At 72.1% G+C, this 15560-nt stretch carries 13 protein-coding genes and 3 pseudogenes; 8 read left to right on the top strand and 8 right to left on the bottom strand.

Annotation, left to right across the window (positions count from 1 at the left end):
• Window positions 1-92: 92 nt before the first annotated feature.
• From DJ476_RS17880 to DJ476_RS17905, 6 genes are all read right to left on the bottom strand, one after another.
• Complete coding sequence (locus tag DJ476_RS17880) at window positions 93-1223, bottom strand: cytochrome P450 (protein ID WP_112491014.1); 1131 nt, start codon at window positions 1221-1223, stop codon at window positions 93-95.
• Window positions 1224-1512: 289 nt separating this feature from the next.
• Entirely contained in the window at window positions 1513-2940 is a 1428-nt protein-coding gene (locus DJ476_RS17885) for a cytochrome P450 family protein (protein WP_103419654.1), read from the bottom strand.
• A gap of 83 nt (window positions 2941-3023) precedes the next feature.
• Window positions 3024-3614: a GTP-binding protein gene (locus DJ476_RS17890; protein ID WP_070200578.1), complete on the bottom strand. Its 591-nt coding sequence runs from the start codon at window positions 3612-3614 to the stop codon at window positions 3024-3026.
• A complete protein-coding gene (locus tag DJ476_RS17895; RefSeq protein ID WP_103419653.1) occupies window positions 3589-3963 on the bottom strand; it encodes a DUF742 domain-containing protein in 375 nt (124 codons plus the stop codon). The genes DJ476_RS17890 and DJ476_RS17895 overlap by 26 nt, the downstream gene beginning before the upstream one ends.
• Window positions 3960-4364, bottom strand: coding sequence for a roadblock/LC7 domain-containing protein (locus DJ476_RS17900; protein ID WP_028415915.1), 405 nt, complete (start codon window positions 4362-4364; stop codon window positions 3960-3962). The genes DJ476_RS17895 and DJ476_RS17900 overlap by 4 nt, the downstream gene beginning before the upstream one ends.
• Entirely contained in the window at window positions 4361-5644 is a 1284-nt protein-coding gene (locus DJ476_RS17905; RefSeq protein WP_070200579.1) for an ATP-binding protein, read from the bottom strand. Before DJ476_RS17905 ends, DJ476_RS17900 begins: the two co-directional genes overlap by 4 nt.
• A gap of 459 nt (window positions 5645-6103) precedes the next feature.
• Between DJ476_RS17905 and DJ476_RS17910 the strand changes: the two are divergent.
• Window positions 6104-6530, top strand: a pseudogene (locus DJ476_RS17910) (hypothetical protein).
• Between the two features lie 641 nt (window positions 6531-7171).
• Window positions 7172-7711 carry a hypothetical protein gene (locus tag DJ476_RS34560; RefSeq protein ID WP_162638734.1) on the top strand — a complete coding sequence of 180 codons (540 nt, stop codon included), beginning with the start codon at window positions 7172-7174 and terminating at the stop codon, window positions 7709-7711.
• A 58-nt stretch (window positions 7712-7769) separates the two neighbouring features.
• Here the strand turns inward: DJ476_RS34560 and DJ476_RS17920 are convergent, their stop codons facing one another.
• Window positions 7770-8918 (bottom strand): LacI family DNA-binding transcriptional regulator, encoded by a 1149-nt coding sequence (locus DJ476_RS17920; RefSeq protein ID WP_103419652.1) that lies wholly within the window; start codon window positions 8916-8918, stop codon window positions 7770-7772.
• A 140-nt stretch (window positions 8919-9058) separates the two neighbouring features.
• Between DJ476_RS17920 and DJ476_RS17925 the strand changes: the two are divergent.
• Window positions 9059-10020, top strand: a pseudogene (locus DJ476_RS17925) (carbon-nitrogen hydrolase).
• Here the strand turns inward: DJ476_RS17925 and DJ476_RS36250 are convergent.
• Window positions 9986-10210: pseudogene (locus DJ476_RS36250) on the bottom strand (hypothetical protein); the annotation flags it as partial. The pseudogenes DJ476_RS17925 and DJ476_RS36250 sit on opposite strands and share 35 nt — an antisense overlap.
• 93 nt (window positions 10211-10303) lie before the next feature.
• On the opposite strand from DJ476_RS36250, the gene DJ476_RS17930 reads away from it, so the two are divergent.
• The 5 genes from DJ476_RS17930 (at window position 10304) to DJ476_RS17950 (ending at window position 15145) form a co-directional block, all read left to right on the top strand.
• Window positions 10304-10636 carry a hypothetical protein gene (locus DJ476_RS17930; RefSeq protein WP_318294726.1) on the top strand — a complete coding sequence of 111 codons (333 nt, stop codon included), beginning with the start codon at window positions 10304-10306 and terminating at the stop codon, window positions 10634-10636.
• Window positions 10637-11040: 404 nt separating this feature from the next.
• Window positions 11041-11910 (top strand): endonuclease/exonuclease/phosphatase family protein, encoded by an 870-nt coding sequence (locus DJ476_RS17935; protein WP_318294727.1) that lies wholly within the window; start codon window positions 11041-11043, stop codon window positions 11908-11910.
• Window positions 11911-11938: 28 nt separating this feature from the next.
• Window positions 11939-12703: a two-component system response regulator CseB gene (cseB, locus tag DJ476_RS17940; RefSeq protein WP_112491015.1), complete on the top strand. Its 765-nt coding sequence runs from the start codon at window positions 11939-11941 to the stop codon at window positions 12701-12703.
• Window positions 12704-12706: 3 nt separating this feature from the next.
• Entirely contained in the window at window positions 12707-13981 is a 1275-nt protein-coding gene (locus tag DJ476_RS17945; RefSeq protein ID WP_112491016.1) for an ATP-binding protein, read from the top strand.
• A gap of 180 nt (window positions 13982-14161) precedes the next feature.
• Window positions 14162-15145, top strand: a complete 984-nt coding sequence (locus DJ476_RS17950; protein ID WP_112492554.1) for a D-alanyl-D-alanine carboxypeptidase family protein — start codon at window positions 14162-14164, stop codon at window positions 15143-15145.
• Window positions 15146-15560 lie beyond the last annotated feature (415 nt).

Genomic DNA, 15560 nt, shown 5'->3' on the forward strand with positions numbered 1-15560 from the left:
CTCGTGCGAGGGCGAGGGCGAGGGCGAGGGCGAGGGCGAGGGCGAGGGCGTCCCGTCCGGGGAGGGGTTCAGGAAACCGGGCAGCGAGAGCTTCACAGTGCCACGCCCAGCGAGGTGATGCGCCGGAAGACCATCCGGGGGGCGTAGACCGGCGGGGAGACCGTCCGCAGGGCGGGGAAACGATCCAGCATCCGGGCCAGCAGCGTCCGCGCCTCCAGCTTCGCCAGCGCCGCGCCCAGGCAGTAGTGGACCCCGCCGCCGAAGGTGAGGTGGCTGCCGCCGCGCAGGATGTCGAAGGTGCCGGGGTCGGGGTTGCGGCGCGGGTCGTGGTTGGCGGCGCCGTACAGGACGTGGACCATGCTGTCCTTCTCGATGGGGACGCCGGCCAGGACGGTGTCCTCGGCGGCGATCCGGGTGTTGATGTGGATCGGCGGGTCGTAGCGCAGCACCTCGTCCACGGCCGCGTCGATGTGCTCGGGCCAGGAGCGCAGCCACTCCCAGCGGCCGGGCTCGGCCGACAGCAGGGAGACCATCGACGTCAGCAGCGTCGCGGTGGTCTCCAGCGAGGCGATGGTGACGAACATGGTGAGCCGGTAGAGGATCTCGTCCGCCTGCTCGCGGTCCGGCTCCAGCGCGTCCCAGGTGTGGATCCAGCCGGTCAGCACGTCGTGGCGGGGCTCGGCGCGGCGGCGGGCGACCAGGTCGGTGAAGTAGGCGCGCAACTGCACGGTCGCCTCGGCGGAGACCGCCAGATCGCTGCTGGTGGGCAGCAGCTCCTGCGCGTACACCTGGTTGTGGGTGATCTCCAGGATGTGCGGGTAGTCCTCGGGCGGCAGCCCCAGCCAGGAGCCGATGGTGTGGATCGGCAGCTGTTCGCTGACCGTGGAGACGAAGTCGGCCTCACCCCAGCGGAGCTTGTCGGCCAGCTCGTCCAGGAGCCGGTCGGCGTGGCGCTCGACGTCGGGGGTGAGGCGTTCGATGGTGGAGCGGTCGAAGAGGTTGCTCAGCGAGCGGCGCTGGCAGGTGTGTTCGGGAGCGTTGAGCCGGGCCAGGGTGCTCGTCATCTCCCGGGTGGCGAGGGCGTCCCACCGCTTGGCGTCGTCCTGCCGCTCCTGCCAGGCGAAGTCGGGGGCCTGCCAGTTGCGGCCGCGCAACACCTGGCTGCAGGCGTCGAATCCGGTGACGAAGTATCCGTTCCACGGAGCGCGGACGACGTCACCCATCGTCCGCAGCTCCGCGAGTATTCCGTACGGCTCGGCCTGTCCCTCGGGCGAATTGAGTCTGCGGAGCAGGCCGATGACCGCGCGCCGACCATCGGGGGTCCTGGATGTACCACCTGTGATGCTCACGCAGAGTTCCTTGGACTAGGCCCGGGGTTACCGACCAGAACCTACCCCTCCGGATAGCTGCGCCAAGCATCGGACTTTGTTGCCCCCGTCACATGCAATCGTCACAAATGCCCGTTGTCACTTGCGAATTGTCGGCCTGTGAGCCTTACGTGAAAACCAGTCTTCAGACACGGAAGACGTCGAGGAACGAACTCCACCACCCCTTCTGCTTCTTGGCCGGTTCCGCAGCGTGACGGGCGGCGGCGGCCGGCTGGGGAGGAGCGTTCCGGTACGGGTCGGGCAGCTGCGCCGAGGTCGGGGCCGGCGGTTGGGCGGCGGCCGGGGCACGGCGGGCGGCGGTGGGCGTGAACCGTACGGGCAGGGCGACCAGGGCCCGGTGGAAGGGGCCGGGGCGCCAGGCGACGCCCGAGGCGGGGACGGCCAGCGAGAGGTCGGGCACGGTGTTGAGGATCTTCTCGATCGCGGTCAGCGCGATGAGGGTGGCGGGCGACTTGGCCGGGCAGACGTGCGGGCCCGCGCCCCAGGCCAGGTGGGCGCCCTTGCTGAGGGTCTGGCGGGCGTCGGTGAGGGACGGGTCGCTGTTCGCGGCGGCGAAGCTGATGAGGACCGGGGTCTCCGCCTTGAGCACCACCCCGTCCAGCTCGATGTCCCGGACCGGGTAGTGGGTGGCGTAGTTGGCGATCGGCGGGTTGTTCCACAGCACGTCGTCGAGCGCGTCCTCGACGAGCATCCCCGAACCGCGCCGCTCGTGCCCGCCGCGGCGGTCGTGTCCGCCCGGCTGGTCGCCGGAGAGCATCAGCAGCAGCGCGTTGGCGATGAGATTGCGCTCCGGCTCGACCCCGGCGCCCATCAGCATCACCAGCTGGTCCTTCAGCTCCTCGTCCCGCAGCCCCGCCGGGTGCTGGATCAGCCAGGAGGTGATGTCGTCGCCGGGCTGGCGCCGCTTGAGCGCGACCAGCTCCATCAGGCACTCCGTCAGCTCCGCGTTGGCGCGCAGCACGTCCTCGCCGTCGAAGATGGCGGACATCGAGCGGGTCAGCCGGTCACCGATGTCGCCGGGGCAGCCGAAGAGCTGGTTGAACAGCAGCAGCGGCAGCAGCTTGGCGTACTCGTTGAGCAGATCGGCGGAGCCGCGCTCGATGAACTGGTCGATCAGATAGTCCGCGATCCGCTCGACGTCCCGGCTGACCCGGCTGCTGTTGAGCCGCGCCAGCGACTCGGTGACCGCCTTGCGCAGCCGCAGATGCTCGGCGCCGTCGGTGAAGAGGCAGTTGGGCCGGTACATCATCATCGGCAGCACCGGGCTGTCCATCGGGATCGCGCCCTCGCGCAGCGCCGCCCAGCGCCGTGAGTCCCGGGCGAAGAGCGCCGGGTTCTGGAGCACCCGCAGCGCCGCCTCGTGCTGGACGATCAGCGTGGCGTCCACCCCGGGCGCCAGCTCGATCGGGGCGGCGGGGCCGTGCGCGCGGAAGGTGTCGTACACGCGGTGCGGATCGGCGGCGAACTCCGGCCCGTACAGCGAGGTCTGCTGCTGGTGCATCGGGCACCCGGCGGGGGCGCTGTACGGGGTGGCTCCCGGCGACGGGTCCATGTTCGGCTTCCTCGGGGTGATCGCGGGGCGGGTGGTCCCCGGCTTCGGAATGGGTGGGGGTGGGGGGCGGTGTTCTCGGAGGATCAGGCCGCGTGCGCGAGAAGGTGACGTACGAGGGTGATCAGGGCCTGCGCGGAGGACTTCTGGTCCCGGGCGTCGCAGAAGACGACGGGGGTGTCCGGCAGCAGGTCGAGGGCCTCGCGCAACTCGTCCTCGGCGTGCTGGGAGTACGGGTCGAAGCTGTTGACGGCGACCGCGTACTCCAGCCCGTACGTCTCCACCAGGTCGATCACCGGGAACGTGTCGGCCAGCCGCGCCGGGTCGACGAGCAGCAGCGCGCCGAGCGAACCGCGCGCCATGTCCTCCCACAGCTCGACGAACCGCTGCTGCCCCGGCGTACCGAACAGGTAGAGCACCAACTCGTCGCTGAGGGTGAGGCGTCCGAAGTCCAGGGCGACCGTGGTCGTCGTCTTGTCGGGCGCCCCGCGCAGATCGTCGACCTGCGCGGCGGCCTGCGTCATCCGCTCCTCGGTGCGCAGCGGGGTGATCTCGGAGAGCGTGCCGATCAGCGTCGTCTTGCCCACGGCGAAGTGCCCGACGACGAGGATCTTCGCCGCGCGCCGCACCGCGTCCGGCACATAGATGCTCTCAGCCGAACCGGACTTGGAGTCCATGCAACACCTCTTCGAGGATCTTCCTGTCGACGAGCTGGGCCGGTGGCGGCGCCTTGCGGCGCAGCAGGTGTCCCTGCTGGTTTAAATCCTGGAGCAGCAGCCGGGCCACCCCGACCGGCAGCCCGAGGTGGCCGGCGACCTCGGCCACCGAGAGGTAGCCGCCGGAGCACAGCTCCCAGATCGCCCTGATCTCGGGGCTGGGGTTGGGCGGCGGCTGCCGGTCGGGGGCGATGGTGACCAGGGTGACGAGGGAGAGTTCGTCCGCGTCGGGCAGCCCTCGTCCCCCGGTGATGACGTAGGAGCGGACGAACCCGCTGCTGACGCTGGCCTCTTCGCCCGGCGCCGTCATATCTCGCTGCTCACGTTCTGGCGGGGCGGCGTCGTCATCGCCTTCCCCAGCGCGGTGACCTGCTGCTGCATCCGGAAGGACATCGCCTCCATGTCCACATCGGCGGCGGCGGTGGCGGCGAGGTAGGCGCCGGAGCCCGCGGCGATGAGGAAGATCCAGCCGTCCTCGTACTCCAGGAGCGTCTGGCGCCAGCGGCCCGGGTTGCGGGTGCCGATGAAGGGGGCGACGGCGCGGCTGAGGGACTGCATGGAGCTCATGGCCGCGGCGACGGTCTCCGCGTCGTCCCGGCCGATCTCGCTGGAGTTGGCGAGCAGCAGCCCGTCGGCGGAGACGAGGATCGCGTGCCGGGCTCCGGGTACCTGGAGCACATCGTTGAGTACCCAGGACAGATCGGGGTTCACTGGATCTCGGATCCTTCCGTGGTCGTCGTCGTGGACCGCCCGGAGCGGGTGCCGCGCTGGAAGGCGCCCAGGCGGGAGGCGGTCTCCTCGTTGCTGCGCAGCGGCTGGGGCTCGGCCGGGGGCACCGCGGAGACGGGGCTCTTGCGACGACGCTTCGGCAGGCCGCCGGAGGTGGTGGTGATCTGGGCGAGCTGCTGGGTGGCGGTGTCCGGGCGCCGGTCCGCCGGGGGGAAGAGCGGGGTGGGCGGGTTCGGCGCGGGGGCGGACGCCTGCTGCTGCCACTGAGCGGGCTGATGGATGTGGGGCTGCTGCTGCCGGTTCCCGTACGCCTCCGGGTCCTGGGGGATCTCGGCGGCGGCCGGGGCGGGCTGCGGGACCTCTGTGGTGAGCAGTTCGTCGGGGATCAGTACCACCGCGCGTACGCCTCCATAGGGGGAAACGGAGTCCACCGAGACCCGGAACCCGTAGCGGGCGGCGAGCATCCCGGAGACGGCGAACCCGAACTGCGGCGGAATGCCCAGGCTGGAGACGCTGATCGCCGCCTGGGGGGAGAGGAGGGCCGCGGCGCGGTCCTTCTCCTCCTGGCCCATGCCGAGACCGGCGTCGTCGACGATCAGGCAGACGCCCGTCGGCACGGCCTGGATGTTGATCTCCACCGGGGTGCCGGGGGCGGAGTAGTTGGTGGCGTTGGCGAGCAGCTCCGCGAGGACCACGGCGACCGGTTCGACGGCCCGGCTGACGACCGAGAAGTTCACCTGGCCGTTGACCCGGACCCGGTCGAAATGGCGGATACGGCCCTGGGCGCTGCGGGCCACGTCGAAGACGGAGGCCACGGTCTCGCGCCGGCCGAGCCAGCCGCCGCAGAGGACGGCGATGCCCTGGGCGCGCCGCCCGAACTGGCTGTTGGCGTGGTCCATGGCCATCAGGTCGGCGAGGATGCCGGGGTCGTCGCCGTACTTGCGCTGGGCCTTCTCGATCACGACCTGCTGCTCGTCGGCGAGGCCCTGAAGGGTACGGACGGCGGCCTTGAGGACGGCTTTGGTCTCCTCCTCCGCGTCCTTGCGGACCTCGGCCAGCTCGGAGGCCTGCCGCTGGAGGAGCCCGTTGTGGACGACGTGGAGCTCGTCCCGCTGCCGCAGGAGCTCGTCCCGCTCGGCGCTCAGCTCGGCGTTGCCCCTGCGCAGTTTGATGTTGGTCGCGCGAGCCCGCAGGACGGCACCCACGGCTACCAGTGCTACGACAACCAGCGCCCAGATGACGGGGCCCTGTGGAAATGTCATGAGACTCACTTCAAGTGCCATGGCTGGAAACGGCTTGACACCCCGTCATACGGCACGCGACCAGGGCTCGTTCGCCACGACCGTGCGCCGCTTCGGGAGGTGCCCCTCCGAAGGTGGGGCCGAGGAATCCATTCCTCCCGGAATGCCCCCATACGCCATCAGCCCACTGGAAGTAAGATGATCTTATCATCGGCCGCACGCTGACATGTCAAGCGCGGCGTGCCGGTGGCCACTTGACGCAGAACGTTCACATTGCGGAGACGCGGAGGAGGCTGTTCCGACTCCGTTGCCTCCGGGCGAGCCCCGGGCACCCCCGGCAGGGGCGGACCGGGAGCGCGGCCCGCCGGAGGGCTTGCGCACGGTCACCCCTGGACAATGGCCCGATCCCTGCGGAAGCCCTGTTGATACGTTGAGAAAATCGGAGCGTACGACGCAGGGCCGACGGGGGAGGACGCCTTCATTGCATGGGACGAGTGGGAGCAGCTGAAGAGCCAGGCAGCCATGCAGCTCAACGGCGTGCCGGACGAGGGCGGCGGGTCGGCGCCGGGCGGTGACCTCAAGGTCAGCCAGAAGGATCCGGCGGCCGTGGGGGACAGCGCCTTCAAGCTCTTCGAGAGGCTGGGCAAGGGCGGACGCGACGCCTGGTCCGCCAGCCAGACCGCTGCCAAGGACCTGACGACCCAGGGCTTCGCGCTCGGCGGAGGGCTCGACCACGTCCAGAAGCGCTGAGAAGCAGCTCACCTCGCTGCTGGATGCCTGCGCGCACATCTCCAACCACATGGACTACACCAAGAACGCCCATGCCGGGGACGAGTACCACATCTACTCGACCATCAGCAGCATCTCCACCCTGGACGAGGGATTCACCGAGATGCCCCAGCGCTGATGGACCTCGAAACTCTGCGCCATGGCAGCTTCGCCCAGCTCAACGAGGCTGTCACCGCCTGGAGCGGGGTGGTGAAGAAGCTCAAGGCGCTGAACACCGATGCCCGCGACGACCTCAAGGCGAGGGCGGACAAGGCGAACTGGGCCGGGCTGAACGCCGCGGTCTCCCGGGAGTTCATCACGAAGACGGTGGGGGAGTTCGGCGACGCCCACACCCAGGCGACGACGATCCACAACATCCTCAAGGACACCCCCGATGAACTCGTCGAGTACAAAGCCGAACTCGACCAGGTGCTGGAGCGGGGCCGCAGGAAGAACATCACGTTGGGGGTATCACCTGGTGGGCGCGATCGCCAACCAGTTCGGTGGCGACATCGCGCAACGGGGTGTCGACGCGATCACGGCTGCCTGGGCCGAGGAGTAGGGGAACCGCATCGGCGAGAAGGCCACCGAAGACCGCAAGGCCAATCACGAGGAACGCAACCTCCAGCTCCGCGCCATCGCCGATCAATGGTACGCGGAGAACACCGAATGGGCCGAGGAGGAGAAGGACTTCTCCCCGGACCGGGGCGTCTACACCCAGATCAGGGACGCGGCGGATCACGGGAACGACAAGGTCAACGGGGTCGGGGGAGAGAAGTAGTGAAGAGAGTCCACAGGGCCGCCGCGGCGGTTCTCACCCTCCTGTTCGTGGGGACGGCAGCCGGGTGTGCCACGGAGGAGAAGCGCGATTACAGCCTTCCGGAGAACCTCTGCGGAGTCCCCGTGGACAAGGAACTGGTCGACCCGCTCTTCCCGCCGGGAAAGACCGTCGAGCAGCAGGCCGAACCACTCGAACCCCCGGTGAGTTCCTGCCGCGTTCTGGTGGACAAGCGCCGTGTCCTGTTCGTCTCCATCAGCCAGATCGGGGAGTTCTCCGACCCGATGGGCGAAAGGGAGAAGCAGCCTTTCCGGAACCGTAAGGAGATGAAAGACCTGCCGTTCGATGGCAAGGGGGCGGTAGGCGACACGAACGCCATGATTGCCGCCGAATGCGAGTCGGATGCGTCCCGCTACGTCATTGTCGAGTTCACCGTGGGTGAAAGCCTGGATGAGGACACGGATAGGCGTCGCGAGAAGATCGACCGATTCGCCAAGGGGTACACGAAGGCGGTCCAGAAGGCGGTTTCGTGCAGCACATAGCTGCTCGAACGGGCGCTCTGGCTCTGACGATGTTCCGCGGGCTTTCTCACCGGAGCGGTCAGGTGGAGGCGCGGGTCTCGAGGGCCCAGGCGTGGCGGCGGACCGTGTCGGGGGTGGTCCGGCCCGCCAGGATGTCGCAGAGCAGCTCGGCGCAGGCGCGCCCGTACGCGGCGGGGCGCAGGTCGACCGCCGTGACGGGCGGCTCGGCGGAGCGGGTGGCGGTGCCGTCGACGCAGGAGGCGATGAGGAGGGGGATACGGGGGTGGGTGGCGGTGGCCGTACGGGCGTGAGGCGCCGCCGCCGGTAGTGAACCGGGCCCCACCGGGCGGCCCAGGGTCGCCGCCGCCCGCAGCACGCCCGGAGCCGCTCCGTCCGGGGCGCAGATCACCGCGTCCACCGACGGGTCCGTCCGCAGCAGGGCCAGCGTCGTCTCCTCGGCCTCGCCGGGTGTGGCGGCGAACGGTACGGTCCGCAGCGCCACGGCCACCCCGCGCTCCCGCGCCCAAGAGTCGGCGGTGGCCCGCAGGGCAGTGGCCCAGGCGGAGGTGCCCGCGGGGGCCAGGACGGCGGGGTGGCGGGCGCCGCGTTCGGTCACATGGTCCAGGAGTGCGGTCAGCGAGGCGGCGTTGTCGCAGATCACGGCCCCGGTGGGGGCGGCGGTGGGGCCGAGGTAGCGCTCCCCGGTCACCACCGGAACGCCCGCGTCCAGCAGGCCGGGGACCGCGCTGTCGTCCACCTCGGGGTCGATCACCAGCAGGCCGTCGACCCGTGAGGCGATCGGGCCGCTCGTGGGGCCTGAGGGGCTCGGGGTGCCTGCGGGGCTCGTAGGGCTTGCGGGGCTTGTGGGGCCTGCGGAGTCGCCGGAGCCCCTGGAGTCCCCGCCGCCCGCGATGCTCGTCGGGGCCAGCAGCATGACGTCGAACCCCTCCTCCTGGGCGCGTTCCACGGCCCCGAAGGCGAGGTTCATGTAGTAGTCGAGCCGGGTCGCCGTCCGCGGCAGGTGCAGCCCGATGGCGCCGGTGCTGGAGCGCCGCAGCCGCCGGGCCGCGCTGTTGGGGCGGTAGCCCAGCTCCTCCGCCACCGCGCGGACCCGGTCCCGGGTGGCCGCCGCGACGCGGCCGGAGCCCTGGAGGGCGTCGGAGACGGTGCTCTTGGAGACCCCGGCGGCGCGGGCCACGTCGAGCAGGGTCACGGTCCGGGAGGTCACGGGGGTGAAGTCTAGACGTTCGGGGAGGCACGGTGCGGGGGGTTGCCGGAACGTTCCGGCAGCGTTAGATTCGGGCCGTGCCGGAACGTTCCGGCAGTGTCCGTCCCCTCCTTCCCGCACCCCGGCCCCTGGAACTGGTCATGCGTCTGATCACCGCGTACAACCCGCCCGCCTCCCCGACCCGGACCCGCCCCGCCGACCGCGCCCCCTGCGCGTCGCGGCCGTCCAGCAGCGGTGGCACCGCGACCCCGCCGAGCACCGCGCCGCCCTGCTGGAGGGCATCCGCCTCGCCGCCGCCGAGGGGGCCCGGGTGGTCTGCCTCCAGGAGCTGACGCTCTCGCCGTACTTCGCGGTCGTCCGCCGCGCCGACCACCCCGCGCCGGCCGAGCCGGAGGAGCTGCTGACCGGCCCCACCTTCACCTTCGCCGCCGAGGCGGCCCGTGAGCAGGGGGTGTACGTCCACGCCTCCCTGTACGAGAAGGCCCCGGCGCCCGGCGGCCAGGACGACGGCCTCGGCTACAACACCGCGATCCTCGTCGCCCCCGACGGCACCCTCGCCCAGCGCACCCGCAAGACCCACATCCCGGTCACCGAGGGGTACTACGAGGACGACTGGTTCCGGGCCGGCCCGGCGGGCGACGACGCCTTCCCGCTGGTCACGGTGGACGAGGCCCGCTTCGGCCTGCCGACCTGCTGGGACCAGTGGTTCCCCGAGCTGGCCCGCGCCTACTCGCTCGCCGGGGCCGACGTCCTCGTCTACCCCACCGCCATCGGCTCCGAGCCCGGCTTCCCCGGCTTCGACTCCCAGCCGCTCTGGCAGAAGGTGATCACCGGCAACGCCATCGCCAACGCCACCTTCATGGTCGTGCCCAACCGCATCGGTGCCGAGAACGGCCTCACCTTCTACGGCAGCTCCTTCATCGTCGACCCGTACGGCCGCGTCCTCGCCCAGGCCCCGCGCGACGAGCCCGCCGTACTGGTCGCGGACCTCGACCTCGACGCCCGCCGCGACTGGCTGGAGCTGTTCCCGTTCCTGACCACCCGCCGCCCGGACGCGTACGGTCCGCTCACCGCCACGGACCGCACGGTCGCCACGGACTGAACGGTGGAGTGACGGGGCCGAGGGTGGGTATGGGGGGCGGGTTACGGGGGCGGGGGAGCCTCAGGGGGCATCGGCGGGATATCCCCATGGCCCGGGGGGCCGCCGGGCGGTAGTCGTCGCGGTGGACGCCCTTCTCCTGGAGGATCGGCACCACCCGGTGCACGAAGTCGTCCAGCCCGCCGGGGGTGAGACTCGAAGGCGACCCCGTGGCTCTTCACGTCGATTGCGATCCGGTTGCCGTCCGCGATCCGGAACCCGTCGCCGCTCGGGCGACGCGGACACGGTGGCGGCCCACCACCTCCAGGGCCTGGAGATCGCCCGCGCCCTCGCGGAACCCCGCGCCCTGGCCCTCTCCCTGGAGGGCCTCGCCGGGGCGGCGGCCCTCACCGCCGACGCCCCCTCCGCCACCCGGGCGGCCGTCCTCCTGGGCGCCGCGGCGGCCGCCCGTCGCGCGGCCGGGGCCCCGCTGCCGCCCGCCGAACGCGCCGACGTCGACCGGGTCACCGCCTCGGCACGGGCGGCCCTGGGGGCGGCGGCGTTCTCGGAGGCGTACGCGGAGGGTGCCCGGCTGACCCCGGAGGAGGCGGCCCACCTGGCCCGTACGGAACCGGCCTGACCGATACGCGGCTGAAACAGACCCGCGCGGTCCCCGAAGCACGGCACTGACCGCCCGGAAGCACGGCTCCCGGAGGCTGGGGGGCGTACGCCGATCCCCGGCGCACGCGACGTTGGGAGATCCGTGCCGAGCACCGAGGAGCGCCTGAGCCCCGAGCGGCCCCCGAGCGCCCGGACGACCCCCGCCGAAGCCGAAGCCAAGACCGCAACCGGAACCGGAACCGGAACTGCAACCGGAACTGCAACCGGAACCAGAACCGGAACTGGAAGCGGAACAGGGACCACCACAGAAACAGGGCCCGGGAGCGAGCCGCCCTCCACCAGGACCGCGCCCCAGGTCCCCACCTCCACCCCCGCCCCCGAGGCCGCCGCCGGGCGCTCCTCGCGCTGTTCTGCGCCGCCCTGATGGCCCTGCACTCCCTGGTCCCCAACACCGCCCTCAACATCGGCAGCCTCTTCCAGACCGTGCTGCCCTGGACCGGTCTCGCCGTCCCCCTCCTCCTCGCCCTGGCCGCCGTACGCCGCTCCCGGCTCGCCGCCGTCGCCGTACTCGCGCCCGCCCTGGTCTGGGCGACCCTCTTCGGCCCCGCCCTCACCGACAAACGGTCCGCAGAAGCCCCCGGCACCACCGGCCTCACCGTTCTCGGCCACAACGTGGACGAGGCCAACCCCGATCCGGCCGGCACCGCCCGCGCCCTCGCCCGGGCCGACGCGGACGTCCTGGCCCTGGTGGAACTCTCCGAGGAGTCCACGCCCGTCTACGCGCGCGAGCTGGCCGCCACCCACCCGCACCACGCGGTGCTCGGCGGCGTCGGCCTCTGGAGCAGGCACCGGCTCACGGCGGTCGCGGAGGTGGAGATCATGCCGTGGACGCGGGCGCTGCGGGCCACGGCGGAGACCCCCGAGGGGCCCGTCGCCGTCTACGCGGCCCACCTCGCCTCCGTACGCGTATCGGGTGCGGGCTTCACGACCGCCCGCCGCAACGAGGCGGCCCGGAAGCTGGCCGCCGCGCTCCGGGCCGAGGCCGCGCCCCGTGTCGTGGTGCTGGGCGACTTCAACGGCACGTACCAGGACGCGGCCCTGGCCCCGGTCACCTCGCAGCTCCGCTCGGCCCAGCGGGAGGCGGGGAAGGGCTTCGGGTTCACGTATCCGGCCGCGTTCCCGGTGGTGCGGATCGACGACGTGCTGGTGAAGGGGGTGACCCCGCTCGCCTCCTGGACCCTGCCCGCCACCGGCAGCGACCACCGCCCGGTGGCGGCCAGGCTGCGGTTCTGAACCGTCGCCACCGCCCCGCCCGCCTACGATGCACAAAGCACCCCTCACCTCCCCCTCCCACCCCCACGACCAGGCAGGAATCGTGCCGGAACCCCGGGTCCCCGACCCCGTCAGCGTGCTCGTCGTCGAGGACGACGCCACGATCCGGCGCGCCGTCCAACTCGCCCTGGAGCGCTACGGCTACCGCGTCGACGTGGCCGCCGACGGGCTCGACGGCCTGGAGGCGTTCCGCGCGGGCACGCACGACCTGCTGATCCTGGATGTGATGCTGCCCGCGCTGGACGGCATCGGCCTCTGCCACCGCATCCGCGAGGAGAGCCTCGTGCCGGTCCTGATGATGTCGGCGCGCGGCGACGCGCTGGACGTGGTGGCGGGCCTGGAGGCGGGTGCCGACGACTATGTGGTCAAGCCGGTGGACACCGCCGTCCTGGTGGCCCGCATCCGGGCGCTGCTGCGCCGCGCCACCTTCGACCCGGACCGGAGCGCGCCGCCGGAGGCCCCCGACCACGTCCTGGTCTTCGGCGACCTGACCGTGGACACCCTCGGCATGGAGGTGCACCGGGACGGCCGCCCCGTACCGCTGACCCCGACCGAACTGCGTCTGCTGCTGGAGTTCGCCGCCGCGCCCGGCTCGGTGCTGGACCGCCGCCGGCTGCTGCGCGAGGTCTGGGACTACGGCTGGGAGGGGGACACCCGGGTCGTGGACCTGTGTGTGCTGCGGCTGCGGAAGAAGATCGGCAGCGGCAGGATCGAGACCGTACGCGGCTTCGGCTACAAACTCGTCCGCAGCTGACGCATGGGCCTCCTCAACCCCCGCGCCCTGCGCTGGAAGATCGCCGCGCTCACCGCTGCCGCCTGCTGCGCGGTGGCGGCGGTGGTCGGCTTCCTGGTCCACGACGCGACCCGGGAGCGCGGGCTGCGGCTGGGGCACGAGCGCACGATCACCCGCCTGATCGCGGCCGAGCGGGAGCTGGGCCGTACGGGGCAGGCGCCGCCCGACATCGACGTACGGCCCCGGGACGAGCTGCCCGGGCCGCTGGCGCGGGACCTGGCCGACCAGCCGGACCCCAGCACGGGCTACGCCACCTGGTACGACGCCAAGGACCCCAACTGGTACTGGATGTGGGGTGCCGTGGCGGCCGGGGACGGTGAGTTCCTGGTCGTACGGGAGGACATGAGCACCGAGGTCCGCAGCCTCCAGCTCCTGGACCGCGCCATCGTGAAGGCCGTCCTCGCCGCGCTCCTCTTCGTCGTCCCGCTCGCCGCCCTCGCCACCGAGCCGGTCAACCGGCGGCTGCGCCACGGAGCCCGTACCGCACGCAGGATCGCGGACGGGGAACTGGACGCGCGGATCGGCTCCGCCGGGCGGGCCCGGGACGAGATCACCGAGATGTCGGCCGCCGTCGACGACATGGCCACCGCCCTCCAGCGCAAGCTGGAGAACGAGCAGCGCTTCACCGCCGACGTCGCCCACGAGCTGCGCACCCCGCTGATGGGCCTGGTCACCGCCGCCGGGCTGCTCCCGGAGGACGACGAGGCGACGGTGCTCGTACGGGACCGGGTGCGGGCCCTGCACACCCTGATCGAGGACCTGTTGGAGATCTCCCGCCTCGACGCGGGCGCCGAACGGGCCCGGCTCGACACGGTGCCGCTGGGCGAGCTGGTGACGGACGTGGTCCGGCGTACGGGGACGGAGACCCGGGTCACCGCCGGGGAAGCGGCTTTGGTGGAGACCGACCCGCGCCGGGTGGAGCGGATCGTGGTCAACCTGGTCACCAACGCGCACCGGCACGGCGGAACCCCCGTCGAGGTCACCGTCACCGGCCCCCGCATCGCGGTCCGCGACCACGGCCCCGGCTTCCCGCCCGCCCTGCTCGACCAGGGCCCGCAGCGCTTCCGTACGGGCGCCAGCGAGCGCGGCCGGGGCCACGGCCTCGGCCTCACCGTCGCCCAGGGCCAGGCCGGGGTCCTCGGCGCCCGCCTGACCTTCGCGAACGCCCCGGACGGCGGCGCGATCGCCACGCTGGACCTGGCGCCGGAGGGGCCGGAAGGGCCGACGAGACCGGAGTGACCGGAGTGACCGGAGCGGCCGGGGCGACCGGAGGCGCCGAGGCGGCCTGGGGCGGTGGACTGAAACCGAACCGCAACGCACTCTCGCGGCAGCGGAAACGGCACCGCACCGGCCCGGAAGAGCGGCTCGCGGAGGGTGAGGACCGTGCGGAAGACGCACACGTTCTCCCCGGAGGTGCCCATGCCCCACGCCCCTGTCCCCACCCCTCGCCGGAGGTCCTTCCTCGTCCCGCTCTCCGCCGCCCTCGCGCTCGCGACCGGGATGGGCACCTGGTACGCGCTGGCCGGCGGCGACCACCTGACCGCCCCGGCCCCGAACCCCGCGCCCGGCTCCGTCGCCGCGGCGAAGTCGCTGCACCTGCCCTGGCCCACCGAGGGCCAGGCGAGCGTGGAGGTCGAGGGGATCGGCAGCCTCGGCACCCGGGGCGAGCAGCGGCCGGTCCCGATCGCCAGCGTCACCAAGGTCATGACGGCGTACGTGATCCTCCGGGCCCACCCGATGCGGCCAGGTGCCCCCGGTGCGGCCATCACCGGCGACGAGCAGGCGGCGAACGAGTCGTACTCCTCGGTCGAGACGACCGCCCCGGTCCTCGCGGGCCGCACCTACACCCAACGCCTGTTGCTGGAGCTGATGATGGTGCCGTCGGGCAACAACATCGCCCGGCTGCTGGCCCGTTGGGACGCGGGCGGTGAGCAGGCGTTCGTGGCGAAGATGAACGAGACCGCCGCCACCCTCGGGATGGACCGCACCACGTACACCGGGGTGAGCGGCATGGAGACGAGTACGCGGAGCACCGCCACCGACCAACTGAAGCTGGCCCGGGCCGCGATGAAGGACCCGGCGTTCCGCGAGATCGTCGCCACCCGCACGGTCGATGCCCCCGGCGCCGACGTCACCTTCCGCAACACCAACAAACTGCTGGGCCGGGACGGCGTCATCGGCCTGAAGACCGGCTCGTCCACCCCGGCGGGCGGCAACCTGGTGTGGGCGTCGACCCAGAAGATCGCCGGCACCCCGCGCCTGATCCTCGGCGTCGTCCTCCACCAGCGCGCCGGTACCACCCCGACCGAGGGCAGCGCGGCCGCCCACGAGGCCAGCCGCGCCCTGATCACCGAAATCCGCGCCACCCTCCCGGACGCGCTGTCCCATGCCTCCCGGACCTGAGGAGCCCGCACGGGAGGCGTGACGTGCGCGAAGCGTTCGCCGTCACGTGGGAGGCCTTCCGTGGGGCGCCTTCCGTGAGGCCCCTCCCCTGGTGCGTCTGGCATCCCGAGACGCGCCACGGGCGTATCGCCTTGTATGTAAGGCAAATTGACGCAGCGTCACGCGCTATGTCGCGACCATGGCATATCCCCGTGCGCCCTTGTCCCGCCCGGACGCGCGGCTCCATCGTCGAAATGCGGCGGACGAACCCCCGTACGCCGCGTTCCCCTGGTCGCCGGCCGTTCCGCGATGCGGGGGTGCACGGAAGGTGAGCGGCGCTCGCCTTCGTGTCACGCTCTGTGGCTGGGGTCCGGCCACACCCGGCGGGGCAGCGGGTTGTGGTGCGCTGATGCCCCTCGGACCCCATGTATCCGCG

Source organism: Streptomyces bacillaris (assembly GCF_003268675.1).
Classification (GTDB): Bacteria; Actinomycetota; Actinomycetes; order Streptomycetales; family Streptomycetaceae; genus Streptomyces; species Streptomyces bacillaris.

What these genes read in the sequence shown, in the direction of transcription:
- DJ476_RS17880 (WP_112491014.1), bottom strand. Translation starts at nt 1,223, where the DNA reads ATGGGTGACGTCGTCCGCGCTCCGTGGAACGGATACTTCGTCACCGGA.
- DJ476_RS17885 (WP_103419654.1), bottom strand. Translation starts at nt 2,940, where the DNA reads ATGGACCCGTCGCCGGGAGCCACCCCGTACAGCGCCCCCGCCGGGTGC.
- DJ476_RS17890 (WP_070200578.1), bottom strand. Translation starts at nt 3,614, where the DNA reads ATGGACTCCAAGTCCGGTTCGGCTGAGAGCATCTATGTGCCGGACGCG.
- DJ476_RS17895 (WP_103419653.1), bottom strand. Translation starts at nt 3,963, where the DNA reads ATGACGGCGCCGGGCGAAGAGGCCAGCGTCAGCAGCGGGTTCGTCCGC.
- DJ476_RS17905 (WP_070200579.1), bottom strand. Translation starts at nt 5,644, where the DNA reads ATGACATTTCCACAGGGCCCCGTCATCTGGGCGCTGGTTGTCGTAGCA.
- DJ476_RS17935 (WP_318294727.1), top strand. Translation starts at nt 11,041, where the DNA reads ATGGCCCTGCACTCCCTGGTCCCCAACACCGCCCTCAACATCGGCAGC.
- cseB (WP_112491015.1), top strand. Translation starts at nt 11,939, where the DNA reads ATGCACAAAGCACCCCTCACCTCCCCCTCCCACCCCCACGACCAGGCA.
- DJ476_RS17945 (WP_112491016.1), top strand. Translation starts at nt 12,707, where the DNA reads ATGGGCCTCCTCAACCCCCGCGCCCTGCGCTGGAAGATCGCCGCGCTC.
- DJ476_RS17950 (WP_112492554.1), top strand. Translation starts at nt 14,162, where the DNA reads ATGCCCCACGCCCCTGTCCCCACCCCTCGCCGGAGGTCCTTCCTCGTC.